Raw genomic sequence first — 17,253 nt, 5'->3', positions numbered from 1 at the left:
ACGCCCGGTTACATTCCGAACCCGGAAGCTAAGCCTTACAGCGCCGATGGTACTGCAGGGGGGACCCTGTGGGAGAGTAGGACGCCGCCGAACAAATTGTGTGAGAGCCCCTGCCGGGTTACCGGCAGGGGCTTTCTGCGTTTTCAGGGAATGTCGCCTTTCCTTTACAGGGAAGTAACCCCTGCTGGGACCAGGAGTGAGCGATCAGAGGCGGCCTGCGGCCTTCAGAGCCAGATAAGCGTCGGCCAGGGCCGGCGCCAGGTTGTCCGGAGTGGCATCGACGACTGTGACGCCGTGGCGACGAAGTTGTTCGGCCGTGCGGTGGCGCTCTGTTTGAGCCTGGGCTGCCGCCGCCGCTTCGTAGACGGCCTCCGTGGTGCCTCGGGAATTGGCCATACGGGCGATGTGCGGGTCGGCCACCGAGGCCACCATGACGGAATGGCGTTGGGTGAGGCGGGGCAGGACCGGGAGGAGGCCTTGTTCCACAGGTGCTGCGTCGAGGGTGGTCAGAAGCACGATCAGAGCGCGGCGAGGTGTTGTACGGAGTGCGGTGGCTGCGAGGCCGCGGGCGTCCGTTTCGACGAGTTCCGGTTCAAGGGGGGCCATCGCGTTGACCAAGGAGGGCAGAACGTCGCCGGCTGTGCGGCCCTGCACGAGAGCTCGTACGCGACGGTCGTAGGCGAGGAGGTCCACGCGGTCGCCGGCGCGGTTGGCGAGGGCGGCCAGGAGGAGGGCCGCATCCATGGAGGCGTCGAGGCGGGGAGCGTCGCCCACGCGACCGGCTGAAGTCCGGCCGGTGTCCAGGACGAGGAGGATGTGACGGTCGCGTTCGGGGCGCCAGGTGCGTACCGCGACCGAGGAATGGCGGGCTGTGGCGCGCCAGTCGATGGAGCGGGTGTCGTCCCCCGGAATGTACTCGCGGAGGCTGTCGAACTCCGTTCCCTCGCCTCGGGTCAGGACGCTGGTGCGGCCGTCGAGTTCGCGCAGGCGGGCCAGCTTGGCAGGCAGGTGCTTGCGACTGGTGAACGGCGGGAGGACCCGCATGGTCCACGGAACCCTGTGGCTGCCCTGGCGGGAGAAGAGGCCCAGCGGGCCGTACGAGCGGATCGTGACCTTGTCGGCTTGGTGGTCGCCTCGGCGGGTGGGGCGCAGACGGGTGGTGACACGACGGCGTTCTCCCGGCGGGACCGTGAAACGGTGCCGTGAGGCGGTGACTTCGGTGCCGGGGAGCCAACTGCTGGGCGGCCAGGCGTCGCGCAGGTGCGCGCGCAGCGGGCGCTTGGACGGGTTGGTGACCATGAGGGTGACGTCCGCCGTCTCGCCCAGGCGTGCGGAGGCGTCGCCGGCGCGTGTGAGGCCCAGGCGGCGCACTGGAGCGGCGAGGGCGTAGTCGCAGGCGCATGCCAGCACCAGAGGCGCGTTCACGGCGAGGATGCCTGCCCAACTGGGCTCCCACATGCCTACGGGGAGGGTGCCGAGGGCCGCGAGGAGCGCGGCGCGTCCGGTGGGGGCCATCAGCGGGGGACGGGGACGTGGGTGAGGATCGCGTTGATGACCGAGTCGGCCGTCACGCCTTCCATCTCCGCCTCCGGGCGGAGCTGGACGCGGTGGCGAAGGGTCGGGAGCGCGAGTGCCTTGACGTCGTCGGGGATGACGTAGTCGCGGCCCGTCAGCCAGGCCCAGGCGCGGGAGGCCGCGAGGAGGGCCGTGGCGCCCCGAGGGGAGACGCCGAGAGTGAGGGAGGGGGATTCGCGGGTGGAGCGGCAGATGTCGACCACGTAGGCGGTGATCTCGGGGGAGACCGTCGTCTTGGCGACGGCGGCGCGGGCGGCTTCGAGGTCGGCCGCGTTCGCGACGGGGCGTAGGCCGGCGGCGCGCAGGTCGCGGGGGTTGAAGCCCTCGGTGTGGCGGGTGAGGACGTTGATCTCGTCCTCACGGGACGGAAGAGGGACCGTCAGTTTGAGCAGAAAACGGTCCAGTTGCGCCTCGGGGAGGGGATAGGTGCCCTCGTACTCGACCGGGTTCTGGGTCGCGGCGACCAGGAACGGATCCGGGAGCGGGCGCGGGATGCCGTCGACCGTGACCTGGCGCTCCTCCATCGCTTCTAGGAGGGAGGACTGGGTCTTGGGAGGTGTGCGGTTGATCTCGTCGGCGAGGAGCAGGTTGGTGAAGACCGGGCCGGGCTGGAAGGAGAACTCGGCGGTGCGGGTGTCGTAGACGAGGGAGCCGGTTACGTCGCTCGGCATGAGGTCAGGGGTGAACTGGACGCGCTTGGTGTCCAACTCGAGTGCGGATGCGAGGGCGCGCACGAGCAACGTCTTGGCGACCCCGGGGACTCCTTCGAGGAGGACGTGTCCGCGGCAGAGGAGGGCGACGACGAGGCCGGTCACGGCGGGGTCCTGGCCGACCACGGCTTTGGCGATCTCGGCGCGCAGGGCCTCCAGGGAGGCTCGGGCGGCGCCCGGATCCCCGGTGGTCCCGGCGTTGTCAGTGGTCGGGTCCATCATGAACGGCGTACCTCTCTTTCGAGGGCGTCGAGTCGGTCGGTGAGGGCGATGAGGGCCGTGTCGTCGCTGGGCGGCGGGCCGAAGAGGAGTGCGTGCAGGGACTGTCCGTCGCCGTGGAGGTGCGTGGACAGGGCGGGGAGCAGGGCCTCGGGCGTGTGTGCCCGGGAGACGGGGACACCTACGAGGGGGGCGAGGCGCGTGCGGGTGGTGGAGCGAAGAGCGGCGGCCGCGCGGTCGCGGGCGCCCGCCTTGCGGTAGAGCCGGGCGCGGCCTTCGACGGTTTCGGAGGCGCGGATCGCCACGGGGAGCTTTTCGGGCACCAGGGGGCCCAGTCGGCGTGCCCTCCACAGGGCGGCGAGGGCTGCGGCGACGAAGAGCTGCAGGGTGCCCCAGAGCCAGCCCGAGGGGAGCAGTTCGAGGAAGCTGCGGCTGCCGGTGTCGGTGGCGGAGCCGTCGGAGAGCGAGGGGAGGTACCAGACCACATGGGGGCGCGAGCCGAGGAGTTGGAGGGCGAGCGAGGCGTTGCCCCGCTCGTCGAGGCTGCTGTTGTAGAGGATGTCGGGGGCACCGAGTACGACGGTGTCGCCGCGTCCCGCGGGTGCCGGGACGCGCACCAGGGTGGGCAGGCCCTCGTCGGCGTAGCAGGTGTCGGCTTCCGGGGCGGTGGTGTGGTAGCGGATCCCGCCGGTGTCCGCGCTGCCGGCCCGTCGGGCGTCGGGCAGGTCGCAGCGGGGCGTGAGCGTGGAGTCGAAGCTGGGAGTGGAGTCGGCGGTGACTCCGGGGGCGAGGGTGCCCACGGACGGAGGGCCGGGGGCGACGAGGATCGTGCGGCCGCCGGAGGCCTCGGTGGCCGTGTGGAGGCGGCTCTGCTGGGGGTCCGTGAGCAGGTCAGGGACGGCGACCAGGAGGGTGGTGTCAGGGCCGGCCGCGGCGCTCGCCTCGTCGAGGGTGGTGACGACTCGGGTGGACACGCCCCGGTCGTCGAGGAGTTCGGCGACGGCGCGGCTGCCGTTGGTGTCGACGGAGCGCGGGTCGAGGCGGCCGTGTTCGGCGCCGGAGCGGATCACGGCGATCACGACGGCGGCCGCCAGGAGGACCGCCGCCCCGAGCACGACACCGCGCGCGCGGGTCCACACCTGGCGGGCGGTGGGCGAGGCGGAGGTGGACGGGAGCGCGGCCTCGGTGGTCATTGGGCGGCTCCCCGCGTGCTGTGGGCCGTGCTCGCCGTGCTGGAGGCGCTGCTCGCCAGCACGGGCTTGGTGCGCTCCAGGTCGTCGTCGAGGGCGGCGAGCCGACGGTACGTTCCTTCATCCGCTGACCGGCCGCCGTATGTGACGTCGTCGAAGTCCCGGGCGGCGGCGCGCAGGCGGTCCGTGTGGGCGGGGAGCACCAGGCCGGCTTCGGAGGCCGCCTCGTCGGCGGTGCGGCCGGGGCGTACGTCGAGCAGCGCGCGTTCCTCCAGGGAGCGGACCACAGCGCGCATGCGTTCCTGGACGGCCTGGTTCCAGTGGCCCTGGGCGGCCTGTGCCTCGGCGGCGGCACGGTGTTCGGCGGCGCTGCGGGGGCGGTCGTCGAAGAGTACGGCGGACGATGCCGGGGTGCGGCGCGGGGTGCCCAGGCGCCACCACAGGGCGCCGAGAAGGGCCGCGACGGCCAGGACGATGACGACGAGGCCGAGCGTGCCGCCCGGGGTGGCCGTGGAGGCGGCACCGAACAGCTTGTCGAGCCATTCCCAGAAGGCGTCCATGGCGCGCTCGTACCAGCTGGGGTCGTTCTCATGGTACATGCCCTTGGACAGCTCGCGTTCGGCCGCCTCCCGCGCGGGGTCGCGCGGGAGGGTGATGGGCGGCTCGTCCGCCGAGCGCCACGCCGTCGGTACGGCTGTCAGCGCTCCCCCCGACAGTTTCACCCCATCAGCTCCCCGGTGTGGCGCCGGTGCCGCCGTAGCCCTGGACACCGGCGGCGCGGGCCAGTTCGAGGTCGAGGGCCTCGCGGCGGATGCGCTGGTCGATGTAGAGGAGCACGGTGACGCCGGCGCTGATCGGGAAGGTGAGTGTGGATCCGATCACCGCGCCGACGCCGCTGATGACGAGGTAGGTCCAGCCGAGCGCGGTGCCGCCGGAGGCGAGGAAGCCGGACAGGCCGTCGCCGTCCAAGGCAGCGCCCAGGACGGTGAAGGGGATCACGACGATCGACGCGACGACGTAGGCGATGATCGCGGCGAGCAACTGGATGCCGAGGACCCGCCACCAGGAGCCGCGTACCAGCTTGCCGGAGCGGTTGAGCGACTTGCGGACGCCCTGCTTCTCCAGCATCAGCGCGGGCGAGGCCAGCGAGAAGCGGATCATCAGCCAGACGGTGAGGACGAACGCGCCGAGTCCGCCGACGAGGGCGAGGAGGACGCCGCCGCCAGTGGAGCCTCCGGCGGCGACGAGGATGCCGGGCAGCACGCCGACGGTGATGATCAGGCCGGCGATCAGAAGGAGCAGGATGGTCAGGCCGCCCAGCCTGAGGAGCTGCGGGCGGGCGTCCCGCCAGGCCTCGGCGGTGGTCACCGACTTGCCGAGGACGGCGCGGCTGGTGACCGTCGTGAGCAGGGCCGTCGCGATGATGGTGCCGAGCAGGGAGATCACCATGACGACGGAGGCGCTGAGCAGGGTGTCGCCCAGGGCGCGGCCCAGTTCGCCGGGGGTGGCGGTCGGGTCGCCGAGGACGTCAGCGTTCTCGGTGTCGTTGAGGACGAGGCCCTGGAGCAGGATCACCGCGATCTGGGTGATGACCGCGACGGCCAGGGAGATGCCGATGACCGTGCGCCAGTGCGTGCGCATGGTGGAGACCGCGCCGTCGAGGATCTCGCCGATGCCGAGCGGGCGCAGCGGGATCACACCGGGCTTGGCCGCTGCCGGGGGGCCTCCCCAGCCGCGGCCCCAGTTGGGAGCGCCGTAGCCCGGTCCGGGGGCGCCGTAGCCGGGGTGGCCGCCGGGAGCTCCGGGCGGGCCGTAGCCACCGGGACCGGGGTGTGGGGCCCCGGGGTGAGCGCCCCAGCCCGGGACGGGCGGTGGTGGCGTGGTCTGGCCGGGGCCCTGCGGGGTCGGCGCGGACCACTGAGCGGGCGGCTGCTCCTTGGACCATTTGGACGGCGGCTGCGTCCGGTCGGCGCCGCTCTGTTCCTCCGGTCGCGCCTGGTCGGCGCCGCTCTGGTCCGCAGGCTGAGTGGAGCCCTGCTGGTCCGGCTCCTGGCCGTCCGAGGGGGCGGATCCGGGCGAGGCCCAGCCCGGAGTGTCCTTCATCGTCGCTCCTTCACGGTGCTCGTCCGCGGTCGCGGCGGCAGGTTGGCGCCCATCGTGCCACGCGGTGTCCGGGAAGTGACCGGGGGCCGTATGCGCTGCACACCTTCAATTGTCCGACGGATACGGGGCAGACTGACCGCATGGCTGATCAGTACGCGCGATCCGGCGACGACATCCGGCCGACCGAGACCCCCGCGATCCGTTGGGACGAGCCGCCCGAAGGCCCGGTCCTGGCCCTCCTGGACCAGACGAGACTGCCGGCCGAGGAGGTCGAGCTGGTCTGTACGGACGCGCCCGCGCTGGTGGAGGCGATCCGTTCGCTCGCCGTGCGCGGGGCGCCGCTGCTGGGGATCGCCGGGGCGTACGGCGTCGCGCTCGCCGCCGCCCGGGGGTTCGACGTGGAGGAGGCCGCCGAGGCACTGGCGGGTGCCCGGCCCACCGCGGTGAACCTCGCCGTCGGGGTGCGCCGGGCGCGGGCCGCGTACCGGGCCGAGCTCGGTCGGGAGGGCGACCAGAAGCAGGCCGCCGAGGCGGCGCTCGCCGCGGCGCGGGCGCTGCACCGGGAGGACGCCGAGGCCAGTTCCCGCATGGCCGCGCACGGACTGGCGCTGCTCGACGAGCTGCTGCCGGGTGGCGGGCACCGGGTGCTCACGCACTGCAACACCGGGGCGCTGGTGTCGGGTGGTGAGGGCACGGCGTTCGCGGTGGCGCTCGCGGCACACCGGTCGGGTCGGCTGCGGCGGCTGTGGGTGGACGAGACGCGGCCGTTGCTGCAGGGTGCGCGGCTGACCGCCTATGAGGCGGCGCGCAGCGGAATGGCGTACACCTTGCTCACGGACAATGCCGCGGGCTCGTTGTTCGCCGCCGGGGAGGTGGACGCGGTGCTGGTGGGGGCGGACCGGATCGCCGCCGACGGTTCGGTGGCGAACAAGGTCGGGACCTACCCGCTCGCGGTGCTCGCCCGGTATCACCATGTGCCGTTCATCGTGGTGGCTCCGGTGACGACGGTGGATCCGGACACCCCGGACGGGGCGTCCATAGAGGTGGAACAGCGCGCGGGCCATGAGGTGACGGAGATCACGGCACCTCAGGTGCCGGTGGCGGGAGCAGAGGCGGGAGGGGGAATAGCGGTGGCGCCCTTGGGGACCCAGGCGTACAACCCGGCGTTCGACGTGACGCCGCCCGAGTTGGTGACGGCGATCGTCACCGAGGAGGGGGCCGTGTCGCCCGTGACGGCTGATGCGCTCGCTGAGCTGTGTGACAGGTCACGCCAGGTAACGATTTAGTTAATGGGATGATGGCATTCATGAAGGGACGAGTCCTTGTCGTCGACGACGACACCGCACTGGCCGAGATGCTCGGCATTGTGTTGCGTGGTGAAGGTTTTGAGCCGTCTTTCGTAGCTGACGGCGACAAGGCGCTGGCCGCGTTCCGTGAGGCCAAACCGGATCTGGTGCTGCTGGATCTGATGCTGCCGGGCCGGGACGGGATCGAGGTGTGCCGTCTGATCAGGGCGGAGTCCGGGGTGCCGATCGTGATGCTCACGGCCAAGAGCGACACCGTCGATGTGGTGGTCGGTCTGGAGTCGGGCGCGGACGACTACATCGTGAAGCCGTTCAAGCCGAAGGAGCTGGTGGCCCGGATCCGAGCACGCCTCAGAAGGTCGGAGGAGCCGGCGCCGGAGCAGCTCGCCATAGGTGACCTGGTCATCGATGTGGCCGGGCACTCGGTGAAGCGGGACGGGCAGTCGATCGCGCTGACGCCGCTGGAGTTCGATCTGCTGGTCGCCCTGGCGCGGAAGCCTTGGCAGGTGTTCACTCGGGAGGTCCTGCTGGAGCAGGTCTGGGGGTACCGCCACGCGGCGGACACCCGTCTGGTGAACGTTCATGTGCAGCGGCTGCGTTCCAAGGTCGAGAAGGACCCGGAGCGGCCGGAGATCGTGGTGACCGTCCGTGGCGTCGGATACAAGGCAGGACCCAGCTGACATGTCCGGTGACAGTGCCGCTTCGGCGCCCGGCCAGCCGGGGACCCGCGCGGAGCGGCCTGTCGGCCGGAAGTCGTGGGGTTCCCGCTGGGGGCGCCTTCTGGAGGGTGGGTTGCTGCAGGGCGGAGTCCAGGGCAGCCCGGTCCTGAGGCTGTTCATGCGCTGGGTGCGCCGTCCGCTGCTGCCGGTGATGCGGCTGTGGCGGCGCAACATCCAGCTCAGGATCGTCGTGACGGCCCTGCTGATGTCGCTCAGCGTCGTGCTGCTGCTGGGTTTCGTCGTCATCGGGCAGGTCCGTAACGGACTGCTGGACGCCAAGGTCAAGGCCTCGCAGAGCCAGGCCACCGGCGGCTTCACGGCCGCCGAGCAGAAGGCCGACAGCGAGGCGAGCGCGGCCGGGAGCGACAACGCGAACCCGGACGGCGACCGGGTGCAGAATGTCGTCGAGTGGATGACGAACCTCGTGAGTTCGCTCTCCAGCGGCGGCCAGGGCGCGTTCGACGTCGTGACGCTCAGCCCGGCCTCCGCCGACGGCGACACCGGGGGGCTCGGGCCGCGGGTCTCCGGGGGCGTGCGATGGGACCTGAGCGTGCCGGTCGCGCTGCGTGAGCGCGTCGACGACGCCACCAGCGCGGTCCAGAGCTACACACGCATCTACTACGACAACGGCCAGGAGCCCCAGCCGGGGCTGATCATCGGCAAGCAGGTCAACGATCCCAACAGTGACCCGTACCAGCTGTACTACCTCTTCCCGCTCACCCAGGAGGAGAAGTCGCTGAGCCTGGTCAAGGGGACGCTGGCGACGGCCGGGCTGTTCGTCGTCGTCCTGTTCGGGGCCATCGCCTGGCTCGTGGTGCGGCAGGTCGTCACGCCGGTGCGTATGGCTGCCGGGATCGCCGAGCGGCTCTCCGCAGGGCGCCTCCAGGAACGTATGAAGGTCAGTGGCGAAGACGACATCGCGCGGCTCGGCGAGGCCTTCAACAAGATGGCGCAGAACCTGCAGCTCAAGATCCAGCAGTTGGAGGATCTGTCGCGGATGCAGCGCCGGTTCGTCTCCGACGTGTCGCACGAGCTGCGCACGCCGCTGACGACGGTACGGATGGCGGCGGATGTCATCCATGACGCGCGCGTGGACTTCGACCCGGTGACGGCACGGTCGGCCGAGCTGCTCGCCGACCAGTTGGACCGCTTCGAGTCGCTGCTCGCGGACCTGCTGGAGATCAGCCGGTTCGACGCTGGCGCGGCGGCCCTGGAGGCGGAGCCGATAGATCTGCGCGAGGTCGTACGGAAGGTCGTCAGCGGCGCTGAGCCGCTCGCCGAGCGCAAGGGCACGCGCATACGGGTCCTGGGGGACCAGCAGCCTGTCGTCGCCGAGGCCGACGCCCGGCGGGTGGAGCGGGTGCTGCGCAACCTCGTGGTCAACGCGGTGGAGCACGGCGAGGGCAAGGACGTCGTGGTCAGGCTGGCGGCGGCGGGCGGCGCCGTCGCGGTCGCGGTGCGCGACTACGGCGTGGGGCTCAAACCGGGCGAGGCCACGCGCGTGTTCAGCCGCTTCTGGCGGGCCGACCCCGCACGCGCGCGTACCACCGGTGGCACCGGGCTGGGGCTGTCCATCGCCCTGGAGGACGCCCGGCTGCACGGTGGCTGGTTGCAGGCGTGGGGCGAGCCCGGCGGCGGATCACAGTTCCGGCTCACCCTGCCGAGGACGGCGGACGAGCCGCTGCGGGGGTCTCCGATACCCCTGGAGCCCAAGGACTCCCGGCAGCGGAACCGCGGGCTCGGCGACGAGGGTCTGCCGCTCGGCGCCGGCGGCAAGCTCGCCACGGTGCCGGTCCAGGCCGGTGAGCACGGTGCGCGGGGCGCCATAGGCCCGCGGCCGGGCGCCGGGCAGGTGCCCACGGCCGACCCGACGGCGCTGCCGGGCAACGGCGCGCGTGTGGTGCCCAGGCCCACCGTGCCGCCCACGACACCGCCCCCGGCTTCGCCCGCACGGTGGTCCGACGACGGCCCGGCGGAGGGCGAGGAAAGGCCGGCGCAGCGCGGTGCGGAGAGGCAGCACGAGCAGGGGGAGGCATTTCGTGGGCGCTGACCACCGGAAACGCGGCCGTGGGCGTCCGATGAGGGCGACGGCGTACGTCGGCATCGGCGCGGTGTTGCTGGCGGGGTGCGCCTCGATGCCGGACAGCGGTGACATGCGCGATGTCGAGTCCACCCCGAGGCAGGACTCGAAGGTGCGGGTCTTCGCGTTGCCGCCCGCCGAGGACGCCGAGCCGCAGGAGATCGTGCAGGGCTTCCTCGAGGCTCTGACCAGCGACGATCTGGACTATGAGACGGCACGCAAGTATCTGACCGGGGATGCGCTGGAGACGTGGGACCCGGGCGGGTCCACCACTGTGCTCGCCGAGGCGCCCACTCCGTACACCCAGGTGACGGGCGATCGGCCCAAGGCGGACGAGTACCGGTTTCAGCTCTCCGGGAAGAAGGTCGCCCGGGTGGACGGGCAGCACGCGTACACGCCCACCAGCGGCGAGTACCGCCGGCCCGTGCACCTCACGCGTGTGAAGGACACGCGGCAGTGGCGCATCGACGAGCTGCCGCAGGGCCTGGTGCTCGGCAGGTCGGACTTCGAGCGGAACTACAGGGCGATCAACAAGTACTACTTCACCTCCGCCGCGCAGTCCGGGGAGCCGGGGACCGTCGCCGACCCGGTCTATGTGCGCAGCCAGGCCGACCCGGTGACCCAGGTGGTCCGGGACCTGCTCAAGGGCCCCACCAGTTGGCTCAACCCGGTCGCGAGGACGAGCTTCCCCTCCGGTACGGCCCTGCAGAAGGGCACCCGGGCGCTGACGCCCGACGACCAGAACAGGCTGGTCGTGCCGTTGAACAAGAAGGCCGATCGTGTCTCGACGAGCAGGTGCAGGGAAATGGCAGCGCAGCTGCTGTTGACGCTCCAGGACTACATGCCCACGGGTGTGACCGAGGTGGAGCTGCAGGGCTCGACCGGCGCCCAGCTTTGCGTGCTCGCTGAGGGCGAGGCCGACGTCCCCGGTTCCCACGGCGTCGGCAAGAGCGCGGCGTACGAGTACTTCATCGACGGCGAGCACAAGCTCGTACGGTTGTCCGAGCGAGACCCGGTGACCACGCCGACACCCGTGCCCGGCGCGCTCGGGAAGGGCGAGAAGCAGCTGCGGTCCGCCGCTGTGTCGCGCGATGAGGGCCGGGCGGCAGGGGTTTCGGCCGACGGCAGCGAGCTGTATGTGTCGCCGCTGGCGGAGGGCGGAGCGCTCGGTGATCCGGTGCTGCGCAGTGCGGGCGCCACCGCGAAGGATCGGCTGACGACCCCCAGCTGGGACGGGCGGGGCGATCTGTGGGTGGCCGACCGCGATCCCAGGAAGCCACGGCTGCTGGTCCTGGCGGACGGCATGGGCGAGCCGCTGGAGGTCCGGACGCCCGCCGGCCTCAGCGGGCGCGTCGAGGCTGTGCGTGTGGCCGCGGACGGTGTGCGGGTCGCGTTGATTCTGGAGGAGGACGGCAAGCGGGCGCTGTACATCGGCCGGATCGAGCGGGACGCCGACGCGGAGGGCACCACCGTCTCGGTCGTCGAGCTACGGTCCGTGACACCTGAGCTGGAGGACGTCACCGCCATGTCATGGGCCGGCGACAGCCAACTCGTGGTCGTGGGGAGGGAACCCGGTGGTGTGCAGCAGATGCGGTACGTCCGGGTCGACGGGTCTCCGACGCCGGGTTCCGGGCCCTCCGCGCTGACCGGTGTGGAGGAGGTCGCCGCCTCCGAGGACGAGAGCCAGCCGCTGGTCGCACACTCGGCCGACGGGATCGTCCGGCTGTCGCCGGGGGAGCAGTGGCAGACGGTGGTGAAGGAAGGTACGGCGCCGGTTTATCCGGGGTGAGGTCGGCCCGTCCGGTGTGGGGCCGGGCTGTCCCGGGGAAGGCCGGCCAGGAGGGCTGGGGTGGGATGGCGCGTCGACGGTCCGGCGATGGCTGGGGGCGATGCGGCTGCGGCACCTTGCGTCGTCGCGGTCGCGAGTGGCCCTGATCAAGGCGGCTTCGGTCTCGTCCCGCCTTTGCCATGCACGAGGCGGAGTGTGTGGGACGTGTGCACTCTTGACGGTGTTCGGTCCTTTTGTGGATAGGTTCGGTCTTCGTTGTGCATCCATCACTCGTGTGGGTGATAACCCCCTGCGCTTACGGTGAGTTGTCCACAGGCGGTTTTCCACAGGGGTGGCAGGGCTTCGCATGCGTTGGCACAGTGGTGGGCATGCGGGGGTGGTGGCAGGACCTCACGGATCTGGTGCTGCCGGCCGAGTGCGGAGGCTGTGGGAGGCCTCGCGCGGTGCTCTGCCCGGAGTGCCGCGCGGCCTTGACCGGTGCCGCGCCGTGCCGGGTACGACCGGTGCCGGAACCGTCAGGGTTGCCCGTGGTGCACGCGGCGGCTCCCTACGAGGACGCGGTACGGGCCGCGCTGCTCGCGCACAAGGAACGGGGTGCGCTGGCGCTCGCCGGACCTCTAGGCACGGCCTTGGCAGGGGCCGTACGGGCGGGCGGCGGCGAGGGGCCGGTGCTGCTGGTTCCGGTGCCGTCCGCGCGGCGGGCGGTGCGGGCACGGGGGCACGACCCGGCACGGCGGATCGCGCTCGCGGCCGCCGGGCGGCTACGGAGTACCGGGACGCCGGCGCGGGTGGCCCAGGTGCTGCGGCAGCGGCGTGCCGTGGCCGATCAGTCGGGGCTGGACTCCCGGCAGCGGTCGGCCAACCTCGCGGGCGCACTGGAGGTGGTCGCCGGGGGAGCCAGGCTGCTGGGCGGAGGACCGGTCGTGCTCGTGGACGACCTGATGACAACCGGTGCCTCGCTCGCGGAGGCGGCACGGGCGGTGCGGGTGGCACGGGCCCGGTGGGTGGCAGAGTCGACGGTGTTCGACGCGCAGCGGAGGACGGACCGGACGACGGAGTGGATAGGGGAGTGGACGACGGACCGGACGACGGAGTTGATGGGGGAGTGGATGGCAAAGGACGTGATGCGCACTCGAGCGGTTACGGGTATGGAGAGCTCGGGCGGCGTCGTGGACGGGGTGCGAGCGGCGGTGGTCGCCGCGCCGCCCGACTCTTTCCCGATAAACCGGAACTGACAGAGAACTTGCATCGTTGCAGGTAATGAGAGGGTCAATTCACCTGAACGGAGGTACCTCTCGGTAGAGGGTGACGACATCCGTCCGGGCGAGATATGTTCGGTTGTGAGGGAATGGCCCCGGCCGTTCACCACATATCCGATTGCTGCGCTGCGGGTTTTTCCGAATCACCCGCGCTGGTGGGGTGGAGATCTTGTCCACGGGGGAGGAGGAGGTGGAAGTCACCGAGTCCGCGGTTCCGGGAGTCACCGGAACCTGGTGCACAAGGGAGATGCTCCGCCAGTGGAGCGGAGCGATCCGGGAACGGAGTTCTGCGTGGACATCGTCGTCAAGGGCCGCAAGACCGAGGTGCCCGAGCGGTTCCGCAAGCACGTGGCCGAGAAGCTGAAGCTGGAGAAGATCCAGAAGCTCGACGGCAAGGTGATCAGCCTCGACGTCGAGGTGTCCAAGGAGCCCAACCCCCGACAGGCCGACCGCAGTGACCGAGTGGAGATCACGCTCCACTCCCGCGGGCCTGTGATCCGGGCGGAGGCCGCGGCAAGTGATCCTTATGCGGCGCTCGACCTGGCGGCGGACAAGCTCGAGGCCCGGCTGCGCAAGCAGCACGACAAGCGTTACACGCGCCGAGGCGCGCGCAGGCTCACGGCCGCTGAGGTCGCCGACCACGTCCCCGGCGTGGCGACCCTCAACGGCAACGGATACGTCGCCGACGAGGAGAAGGGCGACGGTGTGCCCACCAAGCGGATCGGCTCGCTGGAAGTGAAGGGCGAGGGGCCCCTCGTCGTCCGCGAGAAGACCCACGTCGCCTCCCCGATGACCCTCGACCAGGCTCTCTACGAGATGGAGCTGGTCGGGCACGACTTCTATCTGTTCGTCGACTCCGAGACCAAGGAACCGAGTGTCGTCTACCGGCGGCACGCCTACGACTACGGCGTCATCCACCTCAGCACGGACCCGATGGTCGCCCAGGCGGGTTCGGACGCCGCGGGTGGCGCACTCGGCGGCTGACCGCGCCGGGTGACAGCTGAGCCGGTGCCCCTGGAGCGCTTGTGCGCCCCCAGGGGCACCGGTGTGCGACCCCTCGCGGCCCGCTCTGTCACCGCAGCGTCGGCCGGGCATGAAATCATGGCCGAACCGGCCCCAACCGGCGGGCCGTTGCCTTGGGTTGGCGATGGCACAGAAACACAGGCCACGGCCTTCAGGGGGAGGAACGATGGCGGACAGCACTTTCGGACCGATGCGTGACGAGGACGCCGACGAAGGCTCCGTGGGCATGGGATCCGCCACGGGCTCCCCGGGGAAGGAGCCGATCCGGGTCCTTGTCGTGGACGACCACGCGCTCTTCCGCCGCGGTCTGGAGATCGTGCTCGCCGCAGAGGAGGACATCCAGGTCGTCGGCGAGGCCGGGGACGGGGCGGAGGCGGTCGACAAGGCCGCGGATCTGCTGCCCGACATCGTGCTGATGGATGTACGGATGCCCAAGCGCGGCGGTATCGAGGCGTGCACCTCCATCAAGGAGGTGGCCCCCAGCGCGAAGATCATCATGCTGACGATCAGCGACGAGGAGGCCGACCTCTACGACGCGATCAAGGCGGGGGCGACCGGCTATCTCCTCAAGGAGATCTCCACGGACGAGGTGGCCACGGCCATTCGCGCGGTAGCCGACGGGCAGTCGCAGATCAGCCCCTCGATGGCGTCGAAGCTGCTCACCGAGTTCAAGTCCATGATCCAGCGGACCGACGAGCGGCGCCTCGTACCGGCGCCGCGGCTGACGGACCGGGAACTGGAAGTGCTGAAGCTCGTGGCGACCGGGATGAACAACCGGGACATCGCCAAGGAGCTGTTCATCTCCGAGAACACCGTGAAGAACCATGTGCGGAACATCCTGGAGAAGCTTCAGCTGCACTCCAGGATGGAAGCGGTGGTGTACGCGATGCGGGAGAAGATTCTCGAGATCCGCTAGATGCCGAGATCCGCCTGGAGGCCGGGATCCGCTGGAGGCCGAGAGGCCGAGAGGCCAAGCGGTTACTGCAAGGCGCGCACCAGAGGGTCGCGCAGCTCGGGGGCGTCCACGCGCTCCACGCGTATGTCGGTGCAGTCGACCCATGTCGCGGCCTCCCGCAGGGCCTGCGCCACGGCCGGGACCGCCTTGGGGCCGTTGAGGGTGACCTGTTTGGCGACCAGCGTGCGGCCGTCGCGCGCGGGGTCGACACGGCCGACGAGATGGCCGCCGGACAGGACCGGCATCGCGAAGTAGCCATGAATCCGCTTCTGTTTGGGGACGTAGGCCTCCAGGCGGTGGGTGAAGCCGAAGATCCGTTCCGTGCGAGCCCGTTCCCAGACCAGGGAGTCGAACGGGGACAGGAGCGTGGTGCGGTGGCGACCGCGTGGGGGTGCGGCCAGGGCCGCAGGGTCGGCCCAGGCGGGTTTGGCCCAGCCCTGCACCGTCACCGGGACCAGGCCGGAGTCCGTGACCACCGCGTCGAACTGCTCGCCCTTCAGGCGGTGGTAGTCGGCGATGTCCGCGCGGGTGCCGACACCGAGGGCCTCGCCGGCCAGGCGGACCAGGCGGCGCAGGCATTCGGTGTCGTCCAGCTCGTCGTGCAGCAGGGCGTCCGGGACGGCGCGCTCGGCCAGGTCGTAGACCCGCTTCCAGCCGCGGCGCTCGACGCAGACCACCTCGCCGTACATCAGGGCGCGTTCGACGGCGACCTTCTCGCCGGACCAGTCCCACCACTCGCTGGTGCGCTTGGCGCCGCCCAGTTCGGTGGCGGTGAGGGGGCCCTCGGCACGGAGCTGCTTGATGACGCGGTCGTAGGCGCCGTCCGGGAGTTGATGGTTCCAGTGGGGGCGGGAGCGGTAGGCGCGGCGACGGAAGGCGAAGTGGGGCCACTCCTCGATGGGGAGGATGCAGGCGGCGTGGGACCAGTACTCGAAGGCGTGGGGGTGCGCCGGAGTCGCGCCGGTGGACCCGGGCGTCCAGTAGGCCCGGTCGACCGTGGTGCGGCCTATGGCACCGAGGCGGGCGTACGGGATGAGCTCGTGGGAGCGGGCCAGGACGGAGATGGTGTCGAGTTGGACCGCGCCCAGGTGCCGCAGGACGCCGCGGACGCCGGACCTGCGGTCCGGGGCGCCGAGGAAACCCTGCGCCCGAAGGGCGATCCGGCGGGCCTCGTCTGCGGTGAGTTCTGTGGTGGGGCGCGGGAGGGAGGTCATGCTTCGCAGGGTAGGGGAGGGCACTGACATTGATGCTGATACTCAGGTTCCGTTGGTCGTGACTCGCGCACTGACTGACGCCTACTGGGCTGTCTTCCGGCTGTTTTGTCCGGCCGCCGGAAGGTAGGGCGCCGCCGACGGTAGCCCCAGGTCCGAGGGCAGCAAGGAGCCCATCCAGCAGTCGCGGCGGACTCCGTTGTTGGTGAGGGCGGAGCGGAGGGTGCCTTCCAGGGTGAAGCCGGTGGCCCGGGCCACGGCTCGGGAGGCGGTGTTGCCCACTTCGGCGCGCCATTCCAGGCGGTCGAGGGCGAGCGTGGTGAAGGACCAGTGGGCGGCGGCGCGGGTGGCCTCGGTGATGTAGCCGTTGCGGCGGTGTTCCTTGGTGGCCCAGAAGCCGATCTCGCCGGTGCCGAGGGACCTCATGGTGATACCGAGCATGCCCACCAGAACCCCGGACGGGAGGAAGAGGCCGAAAGTGAACATGGCGTCCTCGGCCCAGCCCTCGGGGACGGCCTGCTCGACGAAACCCTCCGCGTGCTCACGCAGGTACGGCGAGGGGATCGTGGTCCAGCGCTGGATGTCGGGGTCCTGGGCGGCCGCGTACACCGTGTCGGTGTCGCGCCGGTCCACGGTGCGCAGCAGGAGGCGCTCGGTGGTCAGGGTGACAGGGTCCATCGGGCGATTCTGGTCGGCGCAAGGTAAGGACGCCATCCAATTGCGGCTGTTCCGTGGAGGGCGGGCAGGAGGGTGAAAGGCTGGGGAGGCGTGGAGGAGGGGCGATGAAAGCGCGGGGGAGGCCGACGGAAGCGCGAGGAAGGGGCCCGCGAGGCGCGAGTGAGGCCCACGAGACGCGGGAGGCGCGGGAGACGCGAGGGCGGGCCACGAGTCGAGGAAGGCGCGGAGGCGGCCCACGGCCACGAGCAGGCGGTCACAATTCGTGCATTTCGTGGACGGAACGCGGCACCATCCGCATCGGCCGTCCGTTGTCCTGGTGGCGGTCGCTGACAGACCTCCCGGCACGGCGGGGTCCTCGCTTACGATGGCCGTTGCTCAAGCTGTGATTTAAAACTGCCAACTGTCATTGAAACCGACCGTCCCAGGCCCGACCGGCAA

Annotated in this window: 14 protein-coding genes and 1 rRNA gene; 8 read left to right on the top strand and 7 right to left on the bottom strand. The window is 71.0% G+C overall.

Annotated features, from left to right (window positions below; genetic code table 11):
- Positions 1 to 93: ribosomal RNA gene (gene rrf / locus ACFY9I_RS05580) — 5S ribosomal RNA — on the top strand; the annotation flags it as partial.
- A 111-nt stretch (positions 94 to 204) separates the two neighbouring features.
- On the opposite strand, the gene ACFY9I_RS05575 is transcribed toward rrf, so the two are convergent.
- Genes ACFY9I_RS05575 through ACFY9I_RS05555 form a run of 5 tightly spaced genes read right to left on the bottom strand, consistent with a single transcriptional unit; the run spans position 205 to position 5,797 of the window.
- Positions 205 to 1,515 carry a DUF58 domain-containing protein gene (locus ACFY9I_RS05575; protein ID WP_390996985.1) on the bottom strand — a complete coding sequence of 437 codons (1,311 nt, stop codon included), beginning with the start codon at positions 1,513 to 1,515 and terminating at the stop codon, positions 205 to 207.
- Positions 1,515 to 2,504 carry an AAA family ATPase gene (locus ACFY9I_RS05570; RefSeq protein ID WP_390997053.1) on the bottom strand — a complete coding sequence of 330 codons (990 nt, stop codon included), beginning with the start codon at positions 2,502 to 2,504 and terminating at the stop codon, positions 1,515 to 1,517. Before ACFY9I_RS05570 ends, ACFY9I_RS05575 begins: the two co-directional genes overlap by 1 nt.
- Positions 2,504 to 3,697 carry a DUF4350 domain-containing protein gene (locus ACFY9I_RS05565; protein ID WP_390996982.1) on the bottom strand — a complete coding sequence of 398 codons (1,194 nt, stop codon included), beginning with the start codon at positions 3,695 to 3,697 and terminating at the stop codon, positions 2,504 to 2,506. The genes ACFY9I_RS05570 and ACFY9I_RS05565 overlap by 1 nt, the downstream gene beginning before the upstream one ends.
- Complete coding sequence (locus tag ACFY9I_RS05560) at positions 3,694 to 4,416, bottom strand: DUF4129 domain-containing protein (RefSeq protein WP_390996979.1); 723 nt, start codon at positions 4,414 to 4,416, stop codon at positions 3,694 to 3,696. The genes ACFY9I_RS05565 and ACFY9I_RS05560 overlap by 4 nt, the downstream gene beginning before the upstream one ends.
- 4 nt (positions 4,417 to 4,420) lie before the next feature.
- On the bottom strand, positions 4,421 to 5,797 hold the full coding sequence (locus ACFY9I_RS05555) for a glycerophosphoryl diester phosphodiesterase membrane domain-containing protein (RefSeq protein WP_390996977.1): 1,377 nt from the start codon (positions 5,795 to 5,797) through the stop codon (positions 4,421 to 4,423).
- Positions 5,798 to 5,937: 140 nt separating this feature from the next.
- On the opposite strand from ACFY9I_RS05555, the gene mtnA reads away from it, so the two are divergent.
- From mtnA to ACFY9I_RS05520, 7 genes are all read left to right on the top strand, one after another.
- Positions 5,938 to 7,083 carry an S-methyl-5-thioribose-1-phosphate isomerase gene (gene mtnA / locus ACFY9I_RS05550; protein WP_390996974.1) on the top strand — a complete coding sequence of 382 codons (1,146 nt, stop codon included), beginning with the start codon at positions 5,938 to 5,940 and terminating at the stop codon, positions 7,081 to 7,083.
- 8 nt (positions 7,084 to 7,091) lie between these two features.
- Positions 7,092 to 7,781 carry a two-component system response regulator MtrA gene (mtrA, locus tag ACFY9I_RS05545; RefSeq protein ID WP_189786864.1) on the top strand — a complete coding sequence of 230 codons (690 nt, stop codon included), beginning with the start codon at positions 7,092 to 7,094 and terminating at the stop codon, positions 7,779 to 7,781.
- 1 nt (position 7,782) lies between these two features.
- A complete protein-coding gene (mtrB, locus tag ACFY9I_RS05540) occupies positions 7,783 to 9,870 on the top strand; it encodes an MtrAB system histidine kinase MtrB (RefSeq protein WP_390996971.1) in 2,088 nt (695 codons plus the stop codon).
- 28 nt (positions 9,871 to 9,898) lie between these two features.
- Positions 9,899 to 11,689 carry an LpqB family beta-propeller domain-containing protein gene (locus ACFY9I_RS05535; protein ID WP_390996970.1) on the top strand — a complete coding sequence of 597 codons (1,791 nt, stop codon included), beginning with the start codon at positions 9,899 to 9,901 and terminating at the stop codon, positions 11,687 to 11,689.
- Positions 11,690 to 12,057: 368 nt separating this feature from the next.
- Positions 12,058 to 12,924, top strand: coding sequence for a ComF family protein (locus ACFY9I_RS05530; RefSeq protein WP_390996967.1), 867 nt, complete (start codon positions 12,058 to 12,060; stop codon positions 12,922 to 12,924).
- A gap of 315 nt (positions 12,925 to 13,239) precedes the next feature.
- Positions 13,240 to 13,932: a ribosome hibernation-promoting factor, HPF/YfiA family gene (hpf, locus tag ACFY9I_RS05525; protein ID WP_390996965.1), complete on the top strand. Its 693-nt coding sequence runs from the start codon at positions 13,240 to 13,242 to the stop codon at positions 13,930 to 13,932.
- A 205-nt stretch (positions 13,933 to 14,137) separates the two neighbouring features.
- Positions 14,138 to 14,887 carry a response regulator gene (locus tag ACFY9I_RS05520; protein WP_390996962.1) on the top strand — a complete coding sequence of 250 codons (750 nt, stop codon included), beginning with the start codon at positions 14,138 to 14,140 and terminating at the stop codon, positions 14,885 to 14,887.
- Between the two features lie 62 nt (positions 14,888 to 14,949).
- On the opposite strand, the gene ACFY9I_RS05515 is transcribed toward ACFY9I_RS05520, so the two are convergent.
- Together ACFY9I_RS05515 and ACFY9I_RS05510 are read right to left on the bottom strand one after the other, a co-directional pair.
- Positions 14,950 to 16,140: a DNA glycosylase AlkZ-like family protein gene (locus ACFY9I_RS05515; RefSeq protein WP_390996959.1), complete on the bottom strand. Its 1,191-nt coding sequence runs from the start codon at positions 16,138 to 16,140 to the stop codon at positions 14,950 to 14,952.
- An 81-nt stretch (positions 16,141 to 16,221) separates the two neighbouring features.
- Positions 16,222 to 16,815 carry a GNAT family N-acetyltransferase gene (locus tag ACFY9I_RS05510; protein ID WP_390996956.1) on the bottom strand — a complete coding sequence of 198 codons (594 nt, stop codon included), beginning with the start codon at positions 16,813 to 16,815 and terminating at the stop codon, positions 16,222 to 16,224.
- Positions 16,816 to 17,253 lie beyond the last annotated feature (438 nt).

This window comes from Streptomyces sp. NPDC012510, from assembly GCF_042955065.1.
Taxonomy (GTDB): domain Bacteria; phylum Actinomycetota; class Actinomycetes; order Streptomycetales; family Streptomycetaceae; genus Streptomyces.
The sequence above is the reverse complement of the archived record's forward strand: the minus strand, read 5'-3'. Positions and strand labels throughout refer to the sequence as shown.

Coding starts and splice junctions, on each gene's coding strand:
- ACFY9I_RS05565 (WP_390996982.1), bottom strand. CDS start 3,697: ATGACCACCGAGGCCGCGCTCCCGTCCACCTCCGCCTCGCCCACCGCC.
- ACFY9I_RS05510 (WP_390996956.1), bottom strand. CDS start 16,815: ATGGACCCTGTCACCCTGACCACCGAGCGCCTCCTGCTGCGCACCGTG.
- ACFY9I_RS05520 (WP_390996962.1), top strand. CDS start 14,138: ATGGCGGACAGCACTTTCGGACCGATGCGTGACGAGGACGCCGACGAA.
- ACFY9I_RS05535 (WP_390996970.1), top strand. CDS start 9,899: ATGAGGGCGACGGCGTACGTCGGCATCGGCGCGGTGTTGCTGGCGGGG.
- ACFY9I_RS05530 (WP_390996967.1), top strand. CDS start 12,058: ATGCGGGGGTGGTGGCAGGACCTCACGGATCTGGTGCTGCCGGCCGAG.
- mtnA (WP_390996974.1), top strand. CDS start 5,938: ATGGCTGATCAGTACGCGCGATCCGGCGACGACATCCGGCCGACCGAG.
- ACFY9I_RS05515 (WP_390996959.1), bottom strand. CDS start 16,140: ATGACCTCCCTCCCGCGCCCCACCACAGAACTCACCGCAGACGAGGCC.
- ACFY9I_RS05575 (WP_390996985.1), bottom strand. CDS start 1,515: ATGGCCCCCACCGGACGCGCCGCGCTCCTCGCGGCCCTCGGCACCCTC.
- ACFY9I_RS05570 (WP_390997053.1), bottom strand. CDS start 2,504: ATGGACCCGACCACTGACAACGCCGGGACCACCGGGGATCCGGGCGCC.
- mtrA (WP_189786864.1), top strand. CDS start 7,092: ATGATGGCATTCATGAAGGGACGAGTCCTTGTCGTCGACGACGACACC.
- ACFY9I_RS05555 (WP_390996977.1), bottom strand. CDS start 5,797: ATGAAGGACACTCCGGGCTGGGCCTCGCCCGGATCCGCCCCCTCGGAC.
- mtrB (WP_390996971.1), top strand. CDS start 7,783: ATGTCCGGTGACAGTGCCGCTTCGGCGCCCGGCCAGCCGGGGACCCGC.